At 70.6% G+C, this 16,422-nt stretch carries 16 protein-coding genes; 15 read left to right on the forward strand and 1 reads right to left on the reverse strand.

The window, feature by feature from the left end:
* The first annotated feature begins 35 nt into the window (after positions 1 to 35).
* The 6 genes from AC1DS4_RS04325 to AC1DS4_RS04350 all read left to right on the forward strand — a co-directional run bounded on the left by AC1DS4_RS04325 (position 36) and on the right by AC1DS4_RS04350 (position 7,589).
* On the forward strand, positions 36 to 1,010 hold the full coding sequence (locus AC1DS4_RS04325; RefSeq protein WP_477615241.1) for a GlcG/HbpS family heme-binding protein: 975 nt from the start codon (positions 36 to 38) through the stop codon (positions 1,008 to 1,010).
* Entirely contained in the window at positions 1,007 to 1,930 is a 924-nt protein-coding gene (locus AC1DS4_RS04330) for a ketopantoate reductase family protein (RefSeq protein ID WP_477632603.1), read from the forward strand. Before AC1DS4_RS04325 ends, AC1DS4_RS04330 begins: the two co-directional genes overlap by 4 nt.
* A 123-nt stretch (positions 1,931 to 2,053) precedes the next feature.
* Complete coding sequence (locus AC1DS4_RS04335; protein WP_477615239.1) at positions 2,054 to 3,076, forward strand: sugar ABC transporter substrate-binding protein; 1,023 nt, start codon at positions 2,054 to 2,056, stop codon at positions 3,074 to 3,076.
* 11 nt (positions 3,077 to 3,087) lie between these two features.
* Entirely contained in the window at positions 3,088 to 4,176 is a 1,089-nt protein-coding gene (locus tag AC1DS4_RS04340; RefSeq protein ID WP_477632602.1) for an ABC transporter permease, read from the forward strand.
* A 5-nt stretch (positions 4,177 to 4,181) separates the two neighbouring features.
* Positions 4,182 to 4,961 (forward strand): ATP-binding cassette domain-containing protein, encoded by a 780-nt coding sequence (locus tag AC1DS4_RS04345; RefSeq protein ID WP_477615237.1) that lies wholly within the window; start codon positions 4,182 to 4,184, stop codon positions 4,959 to 4,961.
* Between the two features lie 9 nt (positions 4,962 to 4,970).
* Positions 4,971 to 7,589, forward strand: coding sequence for a family 78 glycoside hydrolase catalytic domain (locus tag AC1DS4_RS04350; RefSeq protein ID WP_477632601.1), 2,619 nt, complete (start codon positions 4,971 to 4,973; stop codon positions 7,587 to 7,589).
* A 42-nt stretch (positions 7,590 to 7,631) separates the two neighbouring features.
* Here AC1DS4_RS04350 and AC1DS4_RS04355 read toward each other — a convergent pair whose 3' ends face one another.
* Positions 7,632 to 8,258: an MBL fold metallo-hydrolase gene (locus tag AC1DS4_RS04355; protein ID WP_477632600.1), complete on the reverse strand. Its 627-nt coding sequence runs from the start codon at positions 8,256 to 8,258 to the stop codon at positions 7,632 to 7,634.
* Positions 8,259 to 8,369: 111 nt separating this feature from the next.
* On the opposite strand from AC1DS4_RS04355, the gene AC1DS4_RS04360 reads away from it, so the two are divergent.
* From AC1DS4_RS04360 to AC1DS4_RS04400, 9 genes are all read left to right on the forward strand, one after another.
* The gene (locus tag AC1DS4_RS04360) at positions 8,370 to 8,912 is read left to right on the forward strand and encodes a VOC family protein (RefSeq protein ID WP_477632599.1); all 543 of its coding nucleotides are present in this window, start codon (positions 8,370 to 8,372) and stop codon (positions 8,910 to 8,912) included.
* Entirely contained in the window at positions 8,912 to 9,820 is a 909-nt protein-coding gene (locus tag AC1DS4_RS04365) for a flavodoxin family protein (protein ID WP_477632598.1), read from the forward strand. The genes AC1DS4_RS04360 and AC1DS4_RS04365 overlap by 1 nt, the downstream gene beginning before the upstream one ends.
* A 3-nt stretch (positions 9,821 to 9,823) precedes the next feature.
* A complete protein-coding gene (locus AC1DS4_RS04370) occupies positions 9,824 to 11,062 on the forward strand; it encodes an FAD-dependent oxidoreductase (RefSeq protein WP_477632597.1) in 1,239 nt (412 codons plus the stop codon).
* Entirely contained in the window at positions 11,059 to 11,826 is a 768-nt protein-coding gene (locus AC1DS4_RS04375; protein WP_477632596.1) for an SDR family NAD(P)-dependent oxidoreductase, read from the forward strand. The genes AC1DS4_RS04370 and AC1DS4_RS04375 overlap by 4 nt, the downstream gene beginning before the upstream one ends.
* Positions 11,827 to 11,845: 19 nt before the next feature.
* On the forward strand, positions 11,846 to 13,240 hold the full coding sequence (locus AC1DS4_RS04380) for an FAD-binding oxidoreductase (protein WP_477632595.1): 1,395 nt from the start codon (positions 11,846 to 11,848) through the stop codon (positions 13,238 to 13,240).
* On the forward strand, positions 13,233 to 13,733 hold the full coding sequence (locus tag AC1DS4_RS04385; RefSeq protein WP_477632594.1) for a VOC family protein: 501 nt from the start codon (positions 13,233 to 13,235) through the stop codon (positions 13,731 to 13,733). The genes AC1DS4_RS04380 and AC1DS4_RS04385 overlap by 8 nt, the downstream gene beginning before the upstream one ends.
* Positions 13,730 to 14,974 (forward strand): glycoside hydrolase family 1 protein, encoded by a 1,245-nt coding sequence (locus tag AC1DS4_RS04390; protein WP_477632593.1) that lies wholly within the window; start codon positions 13,730 to 13,732, stop codon positions 14,972 to 14,974. Before AC1DS4_RS04385 ends, AC1DS4_RS04390 begins: the two co-directional genes overlap by 4 nt.
* Positions 14,975 to 15,402: 428 nt before the next feature.
* Entirely contained in the window at positions 15,403 to 15,888 is a 486-nt protein-coding gene (locus tag AC1DS4_RS04395; protein ID WP_477632592.1) for a cysteine dioxygenase, read from the forward strand.
* Positions 15,885 to 16,370: a rhodanese-like domain-containing protein gene (locus AC1DS4_RS04400; RefSeq protein ID WP_477632591.1), complete on the forward strand. Its 486-nt coding sequence runs from the start codon at positions 15,885 to 15,887 to the stop codon at positions 16,368 to 16,370. The genes AC1DS4_RS04395 and AC1DS4_RS04400 overlap by 4 nt, the downstream gene beginning before the upstream one ends.
* Positions 16,371 to 16,422 lie beyond the last annotated feature (52 nt).

Raw genomic sequence — 16,422 nt, forward strand, 5'->3', positions numbered from 1 at the left:
CCACGATCTGCCGTCACCCTCGGCCAGGAGCTGACATGACCCATCCCCACGACGTCCCACTGGCCGAGGCGCGGTCGATCGTGCGACGCGCCGTGGACAAGGCCGAACAGCTCGGGCTGCGCGGCGGCGTCGCCGTCGTCGGGGCCAGTGGTGCCCTGGTGACCGCGTCGAGACTCGACCACGGCGGCCTCGGCGGCATGGCGCGCGCCACCTCGAAGGCCTGGATCTCCGCTACCCAGCAGATCCCGAGCACCGAGCACCTGCACCGGATGACGACCCTGCCGGCCCCGATCTCGAGTGGCTTCGTCGGCATCTCGCCGCAGGCGATGTTTCCCGGCGCCGGCGGGATGCCCTTGCGCAACGAGGACGGTCAGGTGGTCGGCGGCATCGCGGCCTCAGGGGCGACGGTGAGCCCGTTCCTCCCCGCCGACGTCGCCCCCGAGGTGGTCAGCGCCGACGGCGCCCCGGCCAACCCCGAGGACCTGCTCATCGCCTACGCCCTGGGCGTCCCCTACGTCGGTCAGCACGGTGACGACGCCGCTCGGTGGACTGCTCGCTTCGGTGACCTGACCATCGCCCCCGAGGACAGCCTCGGCACTGCGCCCGCCCCCGGGGCCACACGGCAGGTGCAGCTGGACTGGGCCATCGCCCTGGTGGACCGTGCCATCGCAGCTGCCGCCGAGCGCGGGCTGCGCGTCGCGGTCGCGGTCGTGGACGCGGGGGGCGACCCGATCCAGCAGGACCGGATGGACGACACGCCCGGGGCCGGCGTCGAGGTGGCCCTCGCGACGGCGACGACTGCGGCGCGGTACGGAGCGGCGAGCGAGGACGTGGCGCAGCAGTTCGGCTCCGCCGTCGCGCAGCTCGGACGACTCGCTCCGTCTCCCCTCCTCACGTCTCCGGGAGGCATCCCCGTCCTGGTGGAGGGCCGCATCGTCGCGGGCCTCGGCGTGGGCGGAGTGCACCCGGACCTGTGCGCCGAGCTGGCTCGCGCGGCATACGCGTCATGACCGAGCCGACCAGGGTCGCCGTGATCGGCACCGGCGCGATCGGCAGCCTGTATGCCGCGCACCTCGCCCGGGTGCCCGACGTCGAGGTGTGGGCCGTCGACCCGTGGCGCGAGCACACTGAAACCATTGCCGCACATGGACTCCGGGTCATCGGCCGCGCCGAGTTCGTCGCACCCGTGCGCGCCGTGACCGAGGGGTCACAGCTCCCACGCTGCGACTTCGGGATCGTCGCGACGAAGGCCCAACACACCCGGGAGGCGGTCGGAGGCGCGCACACCGCGCTTCAGGACGCCACCGTCGTCAGCGTGCAGAACGGCCTGGGGAACGAAGAGGTCATCGCGGAGGTGGTGCCGCTCGTGGCCCGGGGAAGCATCGTCCCGGCCGGCGCGGTCACCGCACCTGGCATCGTCCGCTTCGACGCCCAGGGCGACACCTGGATCGGGCCTTTCGAGCCGAGCCCCGCACCGATGGAGTCCATCCGGCGCCTCGCCCTCCTTCTCACCGAGGGTGGCCTCGCGACGCATGCCCTCGCGGACGCCCGGGGGCCGCAGTGGACCAAGGTGGTCTTCAACGCCGCGACGAGCCCGATCGCCGCCTTGACCCGTCTCACCATCGGTCAGGTGTGCCGCGACCCTGCTATCCGTCGTGAAGTGGATCTCCTTGTGGCAGAGGCTCTTTCAGTCTGCGACGCCGCGGGAATCGTCCTGACGAAGTCGCCCGACGAAGCCATGGCGGAGGCGATCGAGGTGGCCTTCCACCACAAGCCGTCGATGCTCCAGGACGTCCTCGCCGGCCGTGCGACCGAGGTCGACGTGCTCAACGGCGGCATCGCCGCCGAGGGCAGGCGGCGCGGGATCGCGACCCCGCGACACGACCTCATGTGCGCGCTGCTGCACGGCCTCGAAGCCTCCCGATCCTGATTTCGCGGAAGGCGTTTACAAGCGCCGCGCGACCGCCTACAGTTACCATAACCGAAATCGACTTTCACAATGCGAGAGTCGAACCGAACATCCACAGCCACGCACTCAAAGAGGAGACCGACCGTGAGCACCCCCCGTCGGCGTCACGCCCGCACCCTGTCCGTCGTCACGGTCGGCCTGACCGTCACCGCCCTGTCCGCCTGCGCCTCGGGGACGGGGTCGGGGTCGGACACCTCGTCCTCGTCGACCTCGAGCTCCTCGAGCTCGTCCAGCGGGGCCGCCTCGACCCTCCCCAAGACCCTGGTCTTCTCGCCGATCTCGCTCGCCCCGCCGGCCCTTCAGGGACTGTCGAAGGGCGTCCAGGGATACGGCGGGTCGAAGGGCTGGCAGGTCATCGTCCAGGACCCGAACTTCAACCCCAGCAAGCAGACCCAGGACCTCAGCGCCGTGATCGACTCCGGGCGAGCCGGCGCCGCCTGGGTCCTCGCCGTCGCGCCCAAGGGCTTCGGCGACATGCTGAAGAAGGCCCAGGCCAAGGGTGTGCCGATCCTGGTCAACGGCAAGCCCGAGGAGTACGGCCTCTCGGGCCCCCAGCCCGGCATCACGTTCGACTACATCGACTACACCCAGGCCGGCACCGCGCTCGGTGACCAGCTCGGCAAGTGCATCACCAGCAAGCTCGGGGGCAACGCGGACGTTCTGTTCTCCACGTCGGCCGCCGGTAGCGCGGGCAAGCAGGAGATGGAGGACGCCGCGAAGAAGGCCCTGGCGGCGGCTGCTCCCAACGCCAAGATCGTCGACGAGCAGAGCATCGTCGACCGCACCAAGGGCGTGACGACGATCGCAAGCGTCCTTCAGGGGCACCCGAACGTCAAGGCTGTCATGTCCACCGGCGACGAAGGCACCCTCGCCGCCATCACGGCGTTCAAGTCGGCGGGCAAGACCCTCGGCTGCAACGTCGACTTCGGTGGCAACGACGAGGTCCTCGCCCTCGTGAAGTCGGGTGCAGTCTTCGCCTCCGTCGCTCTGCAGTTCCAGGCCGACATGGCTCAGTCCTTCGACACGCTGGTCAAGATGCAGGCAGACCCGAAGGCGGTCGGCCAGGTGCTGGTCGTGCCGCAGAAGATCGTCACCCAGAACGGCTGAGCGAGCTCCCCATGAACGCCACCCCCACGACCCCGCGCGCGGCCGCTCCCTCCAGTGAGGGGGCGGCCGGGACGCCGGATGCCATTGCTCCCCCGCGTCCCGCCAAGGACCCGATCGGTATCCGCGCCCTGATCTTCGTCCGCGAGCGCGGGATCTTCGTCCTCTGGGCTCTGATCATCGTGATCTTCTCGGTGTGGGCGAGTCCCTTCTTCGGGACGTTCGACAACGCCATCCTCATTGCCAACGGCGCGGCCCTCACGGCGATCTTCGCCGCCGGAGTGGCGGTCGGCATCATCTGCGGGGCCCTCGACCTCTCGATCCCCGGCGTGGCGGCGGTCGCCAGCTGCACCACGGGGTGGCTCATGACCCACGGCCAGCTCGTCATCGTCTCGATCGCCGCAGGCATCGCGGTGGGTGCGCTCGTCGGGGTCGCGAACGGCCTCATCTCACTGCGCGGGTTCAACCCCATCATCGTCACGATCGGCACGCTCTCGATCACGAGTGCCGCCGCGGCCCTCATCGCCGGCGGCTACACCTTCCCGGGCCTGACGAACTTGAACTTCATGGGCACGCAGCGCTACCTCGGCGTGCCCGCACCGGTCTGGATCGTCGCCGTGCTCTTCGTCATCGTCACGGTCTTCCTCACCCGGACCCGCGACGGCATCCGGATGATGGCGGTCGGCGGCAACGCCGAGGCGGTGCGACGCTCGGGCATCCACAGCGACCGCTACAAGGTCGCCGGCTTCGTCATCAGCTCCGTGTGCGCCGCCCTCGGAGGCCTGGTCACGACGGCGGTCGTCACCGAGGCGAGCCCCTCAGCCAGTCCGGGCATCATCTTCGACGCCCTCACCGCCGTCGCCCTGGCCGGCGTCTCCCTCGCCGGTGGGCGGGGCAGCCTGCCCCGCGTCCTCGTCGGTGCCCTCGTGCTGGCCACGATCACCAACGGCCTGACCGTCAAGGGAGTGCAGCCCTACTGGGCCACCGGCGTGACCGGTGTCCTGCTGCTCGCCTCCCTCGGCCTCGAGAAGTGGGTCTCGACGGCGGTCTCCACCCGCCTGATGACCACGGCACAGGCCTCCGTCCACACCGGCACGAGGTGAGTCGCATGACCGACACCGCACCCGCCCTGCAGCTCGAGGGCGTCGACATGCACTACGGCTTCGTCCGCGCCCTCGACGGGATCGACTTCCAGGTCAACCAGGGCGAGGTCGTCGGTCTCCTCGGCGACAACGGCGCCGGCAAGTCGACCCTGCTCAAGATCATGTCGGGGGCCCACCGCCCCACCGGAGGAACCCTCCGTGTCCACGGCCACGAGAAGGTGTTCTCGGCCCCGAGCGACGCCACGGCGGCCGGGATCCAGATGGTCTACCAGGACCTCGCACTCGTCGACGCCCTCGACATCTCCACCAACCTCAACATCGGTCGCGAGATCATCCGCAAGGGACCGCTCGGCTGGCTGGGGTTCGTCGACCACCGGGCGCAGCGCAAGCGCTCAGAGGCGGAGCTCGAGCGCCTCGGTGTCCGCACCGCTGCGATGACCCGTCCGGTCGAGATGCTCTCCGGCGGTCAGCGACAGGTCGTCGCCCTGGCCCGCAGCGCGACCCGCGTCACCGGTGACCAGAACGGCGTCCTGCTGCTCGACGAGCCCACGGCCGCCCTCGGCTACGAGCAGACGCTCCAGGTCCAGAACCTCATCCGCCGCATGGCCGACCAGGGCATCGCGTGCGTCCTCGTGACCCACAACCTGCCGCTGGCCATGACCGTCTGCGACCGGATCGCCGTCCTCAACCGCGGCAAGCTGGTCGCCGACGTCCCCACCGCCGAGACCGAGAACGACCACCTCGTCGGCTGGATCACCGGGGCGCGCGCCTCGATGTTCGTCTGACCGCCTGCCGTGAGCACCCCTCTCCCGCCGACGAACCTGCGCGTCGACGTCGTCGGCGGCGACGCCTTCGGCCGCGGTGACCAGCCCGCCCTGAGCTGGTGGCTGCCCGTGGGCGCCACCGCACAGGTGGCCTACGCGATCCGGACCGGTGACGGCTACGAGACCGGCCGGGTCGAAGGTCGACAGCAGGGCTTCGTCGTCGTCCCCGTCTTCAACCGCTCGAGGCGGCGCACGTCGGCACGGGTCAAGGTCTGGACCGACCTCGGCGAGAGCGACTGGAGCGGCGCCGTCGAGCTCGACAGCGGGCTGCTCGAGGACGCGGACTGGCAGGGCTCCTGGATCGGTCCGCGCGAAGGTGAGGTGCCCCCCAAGGGGCGGAGACCGGCATACTGGCTGCGGTCGACGTTCCATGCCGAATCCGGCACTCCGGCAACGCTTTTCGCTACCGCCCTCGGCCTCTACGAGGTGTGGCTCAACGGCCGGCGCGTGGGCGACGCGGAGCTCACTCCCGGTTACACGCAGTACCGCGACCGGGTCCAGTACCAGTCCCACGTGGTCGACGACCTGCTCGTCGACGGCGAGAACGTCGTGGCGGTCCTGCTCGCCGACGGCTGGTTCCGCGGGCAGGTGGGTATGCCGCGCGCCGGGGACCAGTTCGGGACGCAGACTGCCGTGCGGCTCCAGCTCGAGTCGGGCGACGGCGCCACCCTCACCACCACCGGTCCGGGTTGGCTGAGCGGGCCGTCGCACCTCCTGGTCGCCGACCTCATCGGAGGACAGGAGGAGGACCGTCGGCGTCTGGACGGGTCCGTCCACGACCCCGCTCTCACCCCCGCCGGCTTCGCCCCCGCCGAGGCGCGGGACCCCGATGTGCGGGTCGTCCGGTCGATCGCGCCGCCCGTGCGCCCGATCGAGGAGCTCGTGCCGGCCTCGGTGACGAGGCTGCCCGACGGAGCGAGCCTGGTCGACCTCGGCCAGAACATCACCGGCCGGGTGCGACTCGCGGACCTAGGCCCGGCCGGCACGACAGTGACCCTGCGGCACGGTGAGCACCTGGTGGGCGGCGACCTCACGACGGCGCACCTCGACGTCGACGTGCCGATCTTCCCCGAGAAGCTGCCCGTCGGGCAGGTCGACGTGGTCACGTCCGCCGGTGTCGAGGGCGACGTCTTCGAACCCCGGTTCACCACGCACGGGTTCCAGTACGTCCGGGTGGAGGGACTCCCCCACTCACTCGCCGAGACGGACCTCACCGGGGTGGCGATCCACAGCGACCTGCGGCGCACCGGGTGGTTCGAGTGCAGTGACGAGCGGCTCAACTGGCTGCACGAGGCGACCGTCTGGTCGCTGCGCGACAACATCGTCGACATCCCCACGGACTGCCCCCAGCGTGAACGCTCGGGCTGGACCGGGGACTGGCAGATCTTCGCGCCGACGGCGGCCTTCCTCTTCGACGTCGGCGCCTTCACTCGCAAGTGGCTGCGCGACGTGGCCCTCGACCAGCGCGCCGACGGGTGCGTCGCGAACATCTCCCCCGCCTCCCCGATCGAGGGCTTCGACGGTCCCGTCGGCCGCGTGAACGGGTCCGCCGGATGGGGCGACGTCGTCGTCAGCGCCCCGTGGGACCTGCACGAGGCCTACGGCGACGCGCACCTCCTTCGGGAGGGTTGGCCAGCCCTCATGAAGTGGTTGAGGTATGCCGCGGGGCAGGCCGCCAGCCAGCGTCACCCGAGCCGTTCCGGGTCCGACCCCCAGCCTCACGAGGCGTACCTGTGGGACACCGGGTTCCACTGGGGTGAGTGGCTCGAGCCGGGGGTCGACCTCCACGACTTCTTCGCCTTTGCCAGCGCCGACAAGTCAGAGGTCGCCACGGGCTACCTCCACCGGTCAGCCGTCCAAGCCGCCCGCATGGGCGAGGTCGTCGGCGCATCCGCCTCGGAGACCCAGTGGCTGGACGGACTTGCGGCTGGGACCTTGGCGGCCTGGCGGGCCGAGTTCGTCGACGACACGGGTCGGCTGTCGGTGCAGACGCAGGCAGCCCACGTCCGGGCCCTGTCCTTCGGCCTGGTTCCCGAGCAGCACCGTGCCGCCGTGGCGGACCGGCTGGTCGAGCTGATCCGGGAGGCCGGCGACCACCTCGCCACAGGATTCCTCTCCACTGCCATGCTGCTGCCGACCCTGGCCGACCACGGCCACCTCGACACGGCCTACGACGTGCTCCTGCAGGACACCCAGCCGTCCTGGCTCGTGATGCGCGAGCGCGGCGCGACCACCGTGTGGGAGCGCTGGGAGGGAGTGGACGCCGACGGAGAGGCCCACGAGTCGCTCAACCACTACAGCAAGGGCGCCGTGATCTCCTTCCTCCACCGGTACGTCGCGGGACTGGTGCCCACCTCCCCGGGATACCGGACGTTCCGGGTCGAGCCACGACCCGGCGGAGGGCTGACCTCGGCCCGTGCCGACCTCGACAGCCCGTTCGGCCCGATCAGCAGCGCCTGGCAGATCACCGACGGGATCCTGCGGCTGGACGTCACGGTCCCACCGGGCACAAAGGCGGTCGTCGTGCTGCCCGACGGGGCCAGACACCAGGCCTCCCCCGGCACGCACACCTGGACCTCGACGACCTGACCTTCCCCACCCTTCGTCGACCTGACCACTCGTCGACCCGGCTCAGACCTCGGTCGCCTCTCCGCGGGCGAGCCGGCGGACCACGTCGTCGGCGCTGAAGGCTGCGAGCATCCCGGCATACTTCGCGGGGTCCGTCGTCTCGCCCTCGTGGATCGGGATGGCAACCCGCGGACTGGTCCCGGCGACGTACTCCACGGCCTCTGACAGCTTCAGCCAGGGTGCGTCGATCGGGACAGCCAGGACGTCGATGTCGCGGTGGGGCACCACGAACGAGTCCCCGGGATGCAGCAGCGCGCCATCGCCGATCAGGTAGGCGTTGTTGGTGCAGCCAGGCACCGGCCCCCAGACCGGTGCGTGGATGCCGCCGAGCACGTCGACGACGACGTCCCCGAGCCGAAGCCGTTCGCCCGGACGCGCGACCCTCGCCTCTGGCAGACCCACGACGGCGTCTGCCGTGTCCGGGTCGATGACCAGCTGGGCTGACGGGTTCGACGTCATGAGCGTGCGGACCGCCGCGGGGTCGAGATGGTCCCCGTGCTGGTGGGTGACCAGGATCGCGGCGAGGTCGGTCACGCCCGAGACGTCGGAGAAGACGCCCGGATCGATGAGCAGCCGGGAGCCGTCGAGCTCGACGAGCAGGCAGGCGTGGCCGAGGTGGATGATCTGCATTTCGAGCTCCTTGGGGTCCGCTCTTCCGTTCGCAACGAGTTCAGCGTACTCTCACTGTGAGAAGAAGACTTCCGCAGAGCAAGAGTTGTTCGACAACCTCGGGGAGAGCCGGTGCCGCCACTCCACCATGTCGGCTATTGGGTCGACGACCTCGCCAGCGCCATGGAGCGCGCGGTGCGGAGCCTGGGCGTCGGCCCCTTCCTCGTCCACGAGCACGTGACCTTCGACCAGTTCACGATGGCCGACGGCACGGAGGTCGACGACCCTTCCTTCTTCGACCACACCGCGGCCTTCGCGGCGTGGGGCCCCCTCGTCCTGGAGCTCGGCCAGGTCCACACGGTCGACGAGGAGCTCGCAGCGGCCTATGGCGTCGGGACCGACAACCTCGGCCACGTGAGCTGGGTCGTCGAGGACCTCGAGGCCGAGACGCGGCGGCTCGAAGCCCTCGGTTGCCCTCTGATCCACACGGCGCAGTCCGGTGCCGTGAACGTGGCGTGGCACGGGGGCGGCGACCTGTTCCCCCACCCGATCGAGGTCCACCGCGCTGCCCCACCGATCCTGGGCATGCACGCCCGGCTCGTCGGCCTGGCCGACGGCTGGGACGGCCGTGACCTCACGCAACCGATGCGGCCGCCGGCCACCCAGGAGTCCTGATGACCATGCGCATTCTCGGTCTCGGCGCAGGTGCCCCCGGGGGCAGTGCCGAGATCCTGCTCAAGGAGGCGCTGAAGGCAGCCCAGTCCGACGACGTCGCCGTCGAGCTGGTCCGCCTCGACGAGCTGCGCTACGGCACCGGGGCCGGTCGGACCGGCGACGACGACCTCCGGTGGCTGTGGGAACGCCTCCTCGACTGCGACGGCCTCGTCGTCAGCGCCCCGATCTTCAGCCGGACCGTCCCGGCGGTCGTCAAGGTCGTCGTCGACCGTCTCCTCGGGCCCAACGCCGATGCGGCGATCGTCCGCACGATGCTCGACATGCAGGCCCGCGGGGAGCAGCCGGCCATGGCCTTCCGCCTCGACGAGCGGGTGCTCAAGCCGCGCGTCGCCGGACTGATGGCCGTCGGAGGCTCGCTCGTCGGTCGGTGGCACACGCTCGCCCTCCCGGTCCTGCACACCCTGACGTTCTCCATGCAGACCGCCGTGGTCGACCAGCTGGTCGTCAGCGGCTGCGGCACCCCCAAGTCGGTGGTCCTCGACACTGCTGCCCTCGAGCGCGCCGGCCAGCTCGGGCGGCACGTCGCCGGCCAGCTCGGCCGCCCGTTCGACGAGGCCGTGTATGCCGGCGAGCCCGGGGTGTGCCCGCTGTGCCACCTGTCAGTCATCGAGCTGCGCGGCCGGGAGGTCGAGTGCGCGACCTGCGGTGCGCAAGGGCTCCTGCAGTCCGACGGCTCCGTCGAATGGACCTCCCTGGACACCTCGGTGATCACCATGGCGGAGAAGCACGAGCACTACCGCGAGATCATCGAGACCGCGCAGCGGCACGGGGCGGAGCGGTCCCGGATCGACGGCCTCGCGGCCGCCTACGACTCGTTCGATCCTGTCGTCCACCCGGAAGGGAACTGACCCATGCACGTCCTCATCGCCGGTGGCGGTCTGTCCGGACTCGCCCTCGCCCAAGGCCTGACCAAGGACGGCCACACCGTCGAGGTCTTCGAACGCGACCCCGACCTCACCCGCAAGCAGGGCTACTACCTGCACATGAATGCCTTGGGGGGCAACGCCCTTCGCCGGTGCCTCCCTGACGACCTCTACGAGCTGTACCAACGAACCTCCCGTGCCAACTACGAGCGCCACGAGTCGATCGTGCTCGACGACCAGTTCAACGAGCTCAGCTCCCAGCACCACATGGGACCCCCCAACGACGGCGACCGCCCGCACACCGGCGTGCATCGCCGGACCCTGCGCCAGATCCTCTCGGGGCGACTCGACGGGGTTCTCCACGTCGACTCCCCCGTGGTGTCCTACGCCGAGGACGCGGAATGCGTGGCCGTCACCCTCGCGGACGGACGGACGGCCCGGGGTGACCTCCTCGTGGCCGCCGACGGCATCCGTTCGGCCGTGCGGCAGCAGAAGCTGCCGGAGGTCGCCGTGGTCCCGACCGGTGTCGCCGGAATCGGTGTCTACGGGCGGACGCCGCTGACGCCCGACCTGTTCGCGGCGATGCCTCCGGTCCTGCACCAGGGCGTGATCATCGCGGTCGACCGCACGGGGTCGAGGATGCTGCTGGGTGAGTACCAGCCGCGACAGCTGGCGGGTGCGGCCGCGGCCGAGGTCGCGCCAGACGTAGCCGTCGAGACGGTGGAGCCCTACCTCATGGTGAGCTGCAGCGTCGCCCCGGGCACCGTGGTCCCACCGGTCGGCGAGTGGACTCCTGACACCCCGATCGAGCTTCGCGACTCGATGCTGCGGGCCATCGAGGGCTGGCACCCGGTGGCCAGGCAGATCGTCGGCCAGCTCGAGCTCGACTCGCTCTTCGCGATCCCGTTCGGCTACCTCGACCTGGCGCAGGAGTGGACCTCGTCCCGGGTGACCCTCGTCGGCGACGCCGCGCACGGCATGCTGCCGACCCTGGGCATGGGGGCCAACCTGGCGTTGCACGACGCAGCCACCCTGGTGGACCAGCTCGCCCGGGTCGACCGCGGCGAGACCGACCTGGTCGGTGCCGTGGCAGCCTACGAGGAGCACATGCGGGCCACCGCCTACCCCATCCACGCCATGACGCTCGACCACGACCGCAACTTCGGCGGTGGGGCGCTGGCCCGACCGGGCGGCGCCGGATCCGGCGGTTCCGGAGACCGCGCATGAGTGGACGGCTGGCTGGCAAGGTCGCCCTGGTCACGGGGACCGGAGGGGGCATCGGACGTGCGACGGCCCAGGTCCTCGCCCGCGAGGGGGCGCACGTCGTCGGCTGCGACCTCGACCCGGAGGCGTCGGCGGAGACGGTTCGGCTGGTGCGCGACACCGGCGGACGGATGGATGACATCGCGCCGGTCGACCTCGCCAGCGCGGAGGGGGCTGCCGCCTACGTCGACGAGGCGGTACGGCTCGCGGGGGCGGTCGACATCCTGGTCAACAACGCCTCCGCCATCCGCTTCGGAGCCATCGACGAGCTGTCCGTGGACGACTGGGCCTTCACGATCCGCAACGAGCTCGACATCGTCTACTACGCCATCCGCGCAGCCTGGCCCCACCTCAGGGAGCGTGGGGGGTCGATCGTCAACCTCGGCTCCATCTCGGGGTCTCGCGGAGCCTTCTTCATGCCGCAGAACGCACACGGCGCCGCCAAGGGAGGTGTCCTGGCGTTGACCTGCCAGCTCGCCGTCGAAGGCGGCCCGCTGGGCATCCGGGTGAATGCCGTCAGCCCGGCGATGACCGAGACTCCCCACACCGCACCCATGCTGCGGGACCCCGACGGTCCCGCCGCCGACATCGTCGCCCGGATCCCGTTGCGCAAGTGGGGCCAGCCCGAGGACATCGCCCACGCCATCCTGTTCCTGGCCAGCGACGAGGCCGGCCACGTCACGGGGGTCAACCTCCCGGTTGACGGCGGAACGGCAGCGGTGGGCTGAGATGGGCCGGGAAGTCCCTGTGGCGGCCGACCGCCCTGCCTTCGCCGGGCGGTTTCTCGAGCGGGGCGACACGGCATACGACCAAGCGCGGGTGGGACGGATCTTCAACGAGCGGCGCGAGGACCGCTATCCCGCAGCCGTGCTCGAGGCGGCGTCGATCGACGACGTCATCGCAGGCATCCGGCTTGCACGACAACGAGGGTGGCGCGTCTCGGTCCGCTCGGGTGGTCACTCGTGGGCAGCCTGGAGCCTGCGGCAGGACGCCTTGCTGATCGACCTGGCCGCTCTCCGCTCGATCGAGTACGACGACGCGACGGGCATCGTCGTAGCAGGGCCGGCAACGAGGGGAGGACTGGAGCTGGCGCCCTTCCTCGCAGAGCGTGGACGAGCCTTCCCCGGCGGACACTGCCCATCGGTCGGCATCGGCGGCTTCCTGCTCCAGGGCGGCCAGGGGTGGAACAGCCGATCCCGCGGCTGGGCCTGCGAGAGCGTCGCCGGCGTCGACGTGGTGACGGCCGACGGTGACCTGGTCCACGCCAACGCCGACCAGAACGCCGATCTCTACTGGGCGGCGCGAGGGTCCGGTCCCGGCTTCCCGGGCGTCGTCGTCGCCTTCCACCTGCAGACCTATGCCGCCCCGCGGGTCATGTGGCACGACACCTGGACCTTTCCCCTCGCCGAGGGGGAGGCGTTGCTGCACTGGATGCACGATCTCCTGCCCTCCCTGGATCGGCGAGTGGAACCGGTGATCGCTGCGACGCGGCTGCCGAACGTCCCACTGCACCAAGGCGTGGAGCACCCCGGCGGCACCACCTTGCTCATCCACACGACGGTCATGGCCGACACCGACGACGAGTGCGCCGAGCTCCTGCGCCCCTTCGCAAGCGGACCGCTGGCGGGACGCGAGCTCGGCCACGTCCAGGGACGGACGACGATCCTGGACGAGAACGTGGTGCAGGCCGAGCAGAACCCGGAGAACCACCGGTACGCCGTCGACTGCACCTGGACCGACGCCAGCGCAGCCGACCTCGCCCCGCCACTGACCCGGCTGTGGAGCGAGCTGGACACGGAGCACTCCTTCTCGATCTGGTACGGCTGGGCGCCCACCCGCGAGCTGCCCGACATGGCGTTCTCCGTCGAGGGCAACGTCTACGTCGCCACCTACGCGATCTACACCGACCCTGCCGACGATGAGCACTACCGGACCTGGGTGCACGACCGGACGGCTTCGGTCGCGGCACAGGGCGGCGTCGGTGTCTACCTCGGCGACACGGACTTCGGCCGGCGCAATGACCGCTTCCTGTCGGACGAGCACTACGACCGGCTGGAGCAGATCAGGGCTGCGCGCGATCCGCAGGGCCGGTTCGAGACCTACCTGACGGGCGACCCGGACGGACTGAACGTCCATGGCTGACAACGGGATCCAGCCCCGACTCGACCATGTTGGCCTCGGCGTTGCCGACCTCGACAGAGCGGCGGACTGGTATGCCGCGGCGTTGGGCTACGAGCGCGAGCTCACCCTGCGGGTGGACGCCATCGACCTCGACATCGTCATGCTCCGGCACCCGCAGCACGGGGACCGGCTCGAGCTCCTGCACCGTCCCGGAAGCGCCCCAGGGCTGCGGGCGCAGGACCCGGGCGAAGCGGCCCTGTCCGAGACGTTCAGCCACGTCGCCTTCGACGTGGATGGGCTCGACGCGGCCTACGAGCACGTCGTCGCGCTCGGGGCGCGCGCCGTGATGTCTCCGCGGCCGTCGCCCGAGCCCGGCGTGCGGATGGCCTACGTGGCCGATCCCGAGGGCAACCTCGTCGAGCTGCTCGACCGGACGAACCTCGTCACGCCCACCCCCGAGCAGCCAAGCGCCGGACCGACTCACCGACCACACCCATCAAGGAGAACACCATGACCGACATCGCGATGCCCAAGGGCTTCCTCTGGGGGGTCTCGACCGCCGGCCACCAGAACGAAGGCGACAACACCAACAGTGACACGTGGTTCCTCGAGCACACCGATCCCACTCCCTTCCGCGAGCCCTCCGGCAAGGCGACGAACAACTGGGTCCTGTGGCAGGAGGACATCGACCTGGTGAAGGACATGGGGCTTAATGCCTATCGCTTCTCCGTCGAGTGGGCTCGGGTCGAACCCGACGAGGGCACCTTCTCCCCCGAAGCTCTCGACCACTACGAGGCCATGGTCGACGGCTGCATCGCAGTGGGGCTGGCGCCGGTCATCACCTTCAACCACTTCACCGCGCCGCACTGGTTCGCCGCCAAGGGTGGCTGGCTGGCCGCGGACGCCCCTGAGCTCTTTGCCCGCTACTGCGGAGCCGTGATGGACCGGTTCGGCGACCGCATCTCCCATGCGGTGACGCTCAACGAGCCGAACCTGCCCCGGCTCCTATCGTGGCTGCACATCCCCCAGTTCGTCCACGACCTGGAGCGGGCGAACCTGGAGGCGGCCGGGGTCTCAGCAGGCGTCGAGCGGTACCGCGCCTCCAACGTCGTCGTGCCGGAGGAGTTCGACGCGATCGGCGACGGGCTCACTGCCGGCCACCGGGCAGCGAAGGCCGCCATCAAGGAACGCCGCCCCGACCTGCCAGTCGGCTTCTCGATCGCCGTCGTCGACGACGTGGTGGTCGGTGACGACGCCTCCGTCCGCGACCGGAAGCGCGCCGAGGTCTACGGCCGGTGGTTCGAGCTGGCCAGGGACGACGACTTCGTCGGCGTCCAGAACTACGAACGGATGGCCTACGACGGCACGGGCGAGGTCCCTCCGCCCGCCGACGCCGAGCGAAACCAGATGGGCTCAGCGATCGAGCCGGCCTCCCTCGGGGGCGCGGTCCGGTACACCTTCGAGGAGACGGGTGTGCCGATCCTGGTCACCGAGCATGGCATGGCGACCGCCGACGACCGCCAGCGAGCCGCGTTCCTGGCACCGGCCCTCGACGGGCTCCTCGCCGCCATGGCGGACGGGGTACCGGTGCGTGGTTACCTCCACTGGACCCTGCTCGACAACTTCGAGTGGGTCTTCGGCTACGAGTCGGCACTCGGGCTCCACGAGGTCGATCGCGAGACCTTCGCCCGCACGCCCAAACCCAGCGCGGCGGCATACGCGGCCCTGGTGCGGCGACACTCGAGCGCAGAGTGACCCCCTCTCCCCCCGCTGGGTCGATGTCACCGCGCCGGGGACCCCCTGCGCGGTGACGTCAATCCGATCGCGTCCCGCGTGGCGAGACGTGCGCCGCTCCCCGTGGACGACGCCGCACCCGTCGTGCTCAACTAGAGGCATGTCTTCGACCACCGCGGCGCACCGCATGCACATGGGCTCCATGTGCAGCGGCGTCATGCGGTGTTGCTGCTGCGCCTGACCTCAGCCCGCACCAGCCCCGGCGCCCCATCGTGAGCGCGCCGCCCGATCGGAAGACGAAACCATGGCTTCATCCCTCCACAGCCACGCGGCATACCACCGCATCCACCTCGACCTGCACCTGACGCAGGGTTCGCTCTGTCTCCGAATGTGTTGCCCCGCACCGCATTCCGACAGCTCGACCCACACCCATGATCAGGAGCAGGACCATGACCGCCATCACCACCGCCGGCACACCCGGCGTCAACCGCTTCACCCGTAGCCAGCTGCTGCGCACCGCACAGCTGTTCGCCACCGACCCCGACCTCGAACGCGAGGTCGACCTCGGCGCCACCGAGCGCAGCTGGCGCCGGCTCGACGCCAGCGCCCACCTCGAGATCTGGCTGATCCACTGGCCGGTCGGGTCCACCACGGGCTGGCACGACCACCTCCAGTCGGAGGGCGCCTTCCTCACGGTCAAGGGCGAGCTCGCCGAGCAGTCCTGGTCGGGGAACGCCGCACACGACCGCTACCTGTGGGAGGGCGAGGGGCGTTCGTTCGGCCCGCGCCACATCCACAACGTGGCCAACCTCGGCGATCGCCCGGCCCTGTCGGTCCACGTCTACTCACCGGCGCTCCGTGGCATGACCCGCTACGCCTTGCTGGACAACACCTTGCGACAGACCGGCGTCGAGCGGGCGGGTGAGCAGTGGTGACCGCCACGACCGTCCACTGGGAGACCCGCCTGTTCAGTGACCCGACCGCGACGGCGGCCCCGACGCAGACCGGTCGCGGCTGGGACGCCCCGACCTACGCCGGCATCGACGACCAGCTCAGTGACGCCCGCAGCCGACTGGACCGGGTCAGCGCCCGCGCCGCCTACCAGGAGGTGCTCCACGGCCGCGCTGTCCTCGTCGACATCCGGCCCGCCGCGCAGCGCGCGTTCGAGGGCGAGGTCGCCCCCCACCTCGGACCGATCGTCATCGAGCGCAACGTCCTCGAGTGGCGGCTCGACCCACGACACGAGGCGCGACTCCCGATCGCTGCCTACAACGCCCGCGTGCTGATCTTGTGCCAGGAGGGCTTCACGTCGTCATTGGCCGCAGATGCGTTGCTGCGCCTGGGAATCCACCGGGCGACCGACATCGTCGGCGGCTTCCGCGCGTGGCGCGAGGCGGGTCTGCCGACCGCCCCGTGAGGTGAGGTATGCCGCGGGGGSACGGCCCCGCGGCATACCTCACCACTGCTGG

The organism is Pedococcus sp. P3_C7, from assembly GCF_056402615.1.

Bases quoted from the DNA above. Each gene is read 5' to 3' on its own strand.
- AC1DS4_RS04325 (WP_477615241.1), top strand. From the start codon at position 36: ATGACCCATCCCCACGACGTCCCACTGGCCGAGGCGCGGTCGATCGTG.
- AC1DS4_RS04330 (WP_477632603.1), top strand. From the start codon at position 1,007: ATGACCGAGCCGACCAGGGTCGCCGTGATCGGCACCGGCGCGATCGGC.
- AC1DS4_RS04340 (WP_477632602.1), top strand. From the start codon at position 3,088: ATGAACGCCACCCCCACGACCCCGCGCGCGGCCGCTCCCTCCAGTGAG.
- AC1DS4_RS04345 (WP_477615237.1), top strand. From the start codon at position 4,182: ATGACCGACACCGCACCCGCCCTGCAGCTCGAGGGCGTCGACATGCAC.
- AC1DS4_RS04355 (WP_477632600.1), bottom strand. From the start codon at position 8,258: ATGCAGATCATCCACCTCGGCCACGCCTGCCTGCTCGTCGAGCTCGAC.
- AC1DS4_RS04365 (WP_477632598.1), top strand. From the start codon at position 8,912: ATGACCATGCGCATTCTCGGTCTCGGCGCAGGTGCCCCCGGGGGCAGT.
- AC1DS4_RS04370 (WP_477632597.1), top strand. From the start codon at position 9,824: ATGCACGTCCTCATCGCCGGTGGCGGTCTGTCCGGACTCGCCCTCGCC.
- AC1DS4_RS04375 (WP_477632596.1), top strand. From the start codon at position 11,059: ATGAGTGGACGGCTGGCTGGCAAGGTCGCCCTGGTCACGGGGACCGGA.
- AC1DS4_RS04385 (WP_477632594.1), top strand. From the start codon at position 13,233: ATGGCTGACAACGGGATCCAGCCCCGACTCGACCATGTTGGCCTCGGC.
- AC1DS4_RS04390 (WP_477632593.1), top strand. From the start codon at position 13,730: ATGACCGACATCGCGATGCCCAAGGGCTTCCTCTGGGGGGTCTCGACC.
- AC1DS4_RS04395 (WP_477632592.1), top strand. From the start codon at position 15,403: ATGACCGCCATCACCACCGCCGGCACACCCGGCGTCAACCGCTTCACC.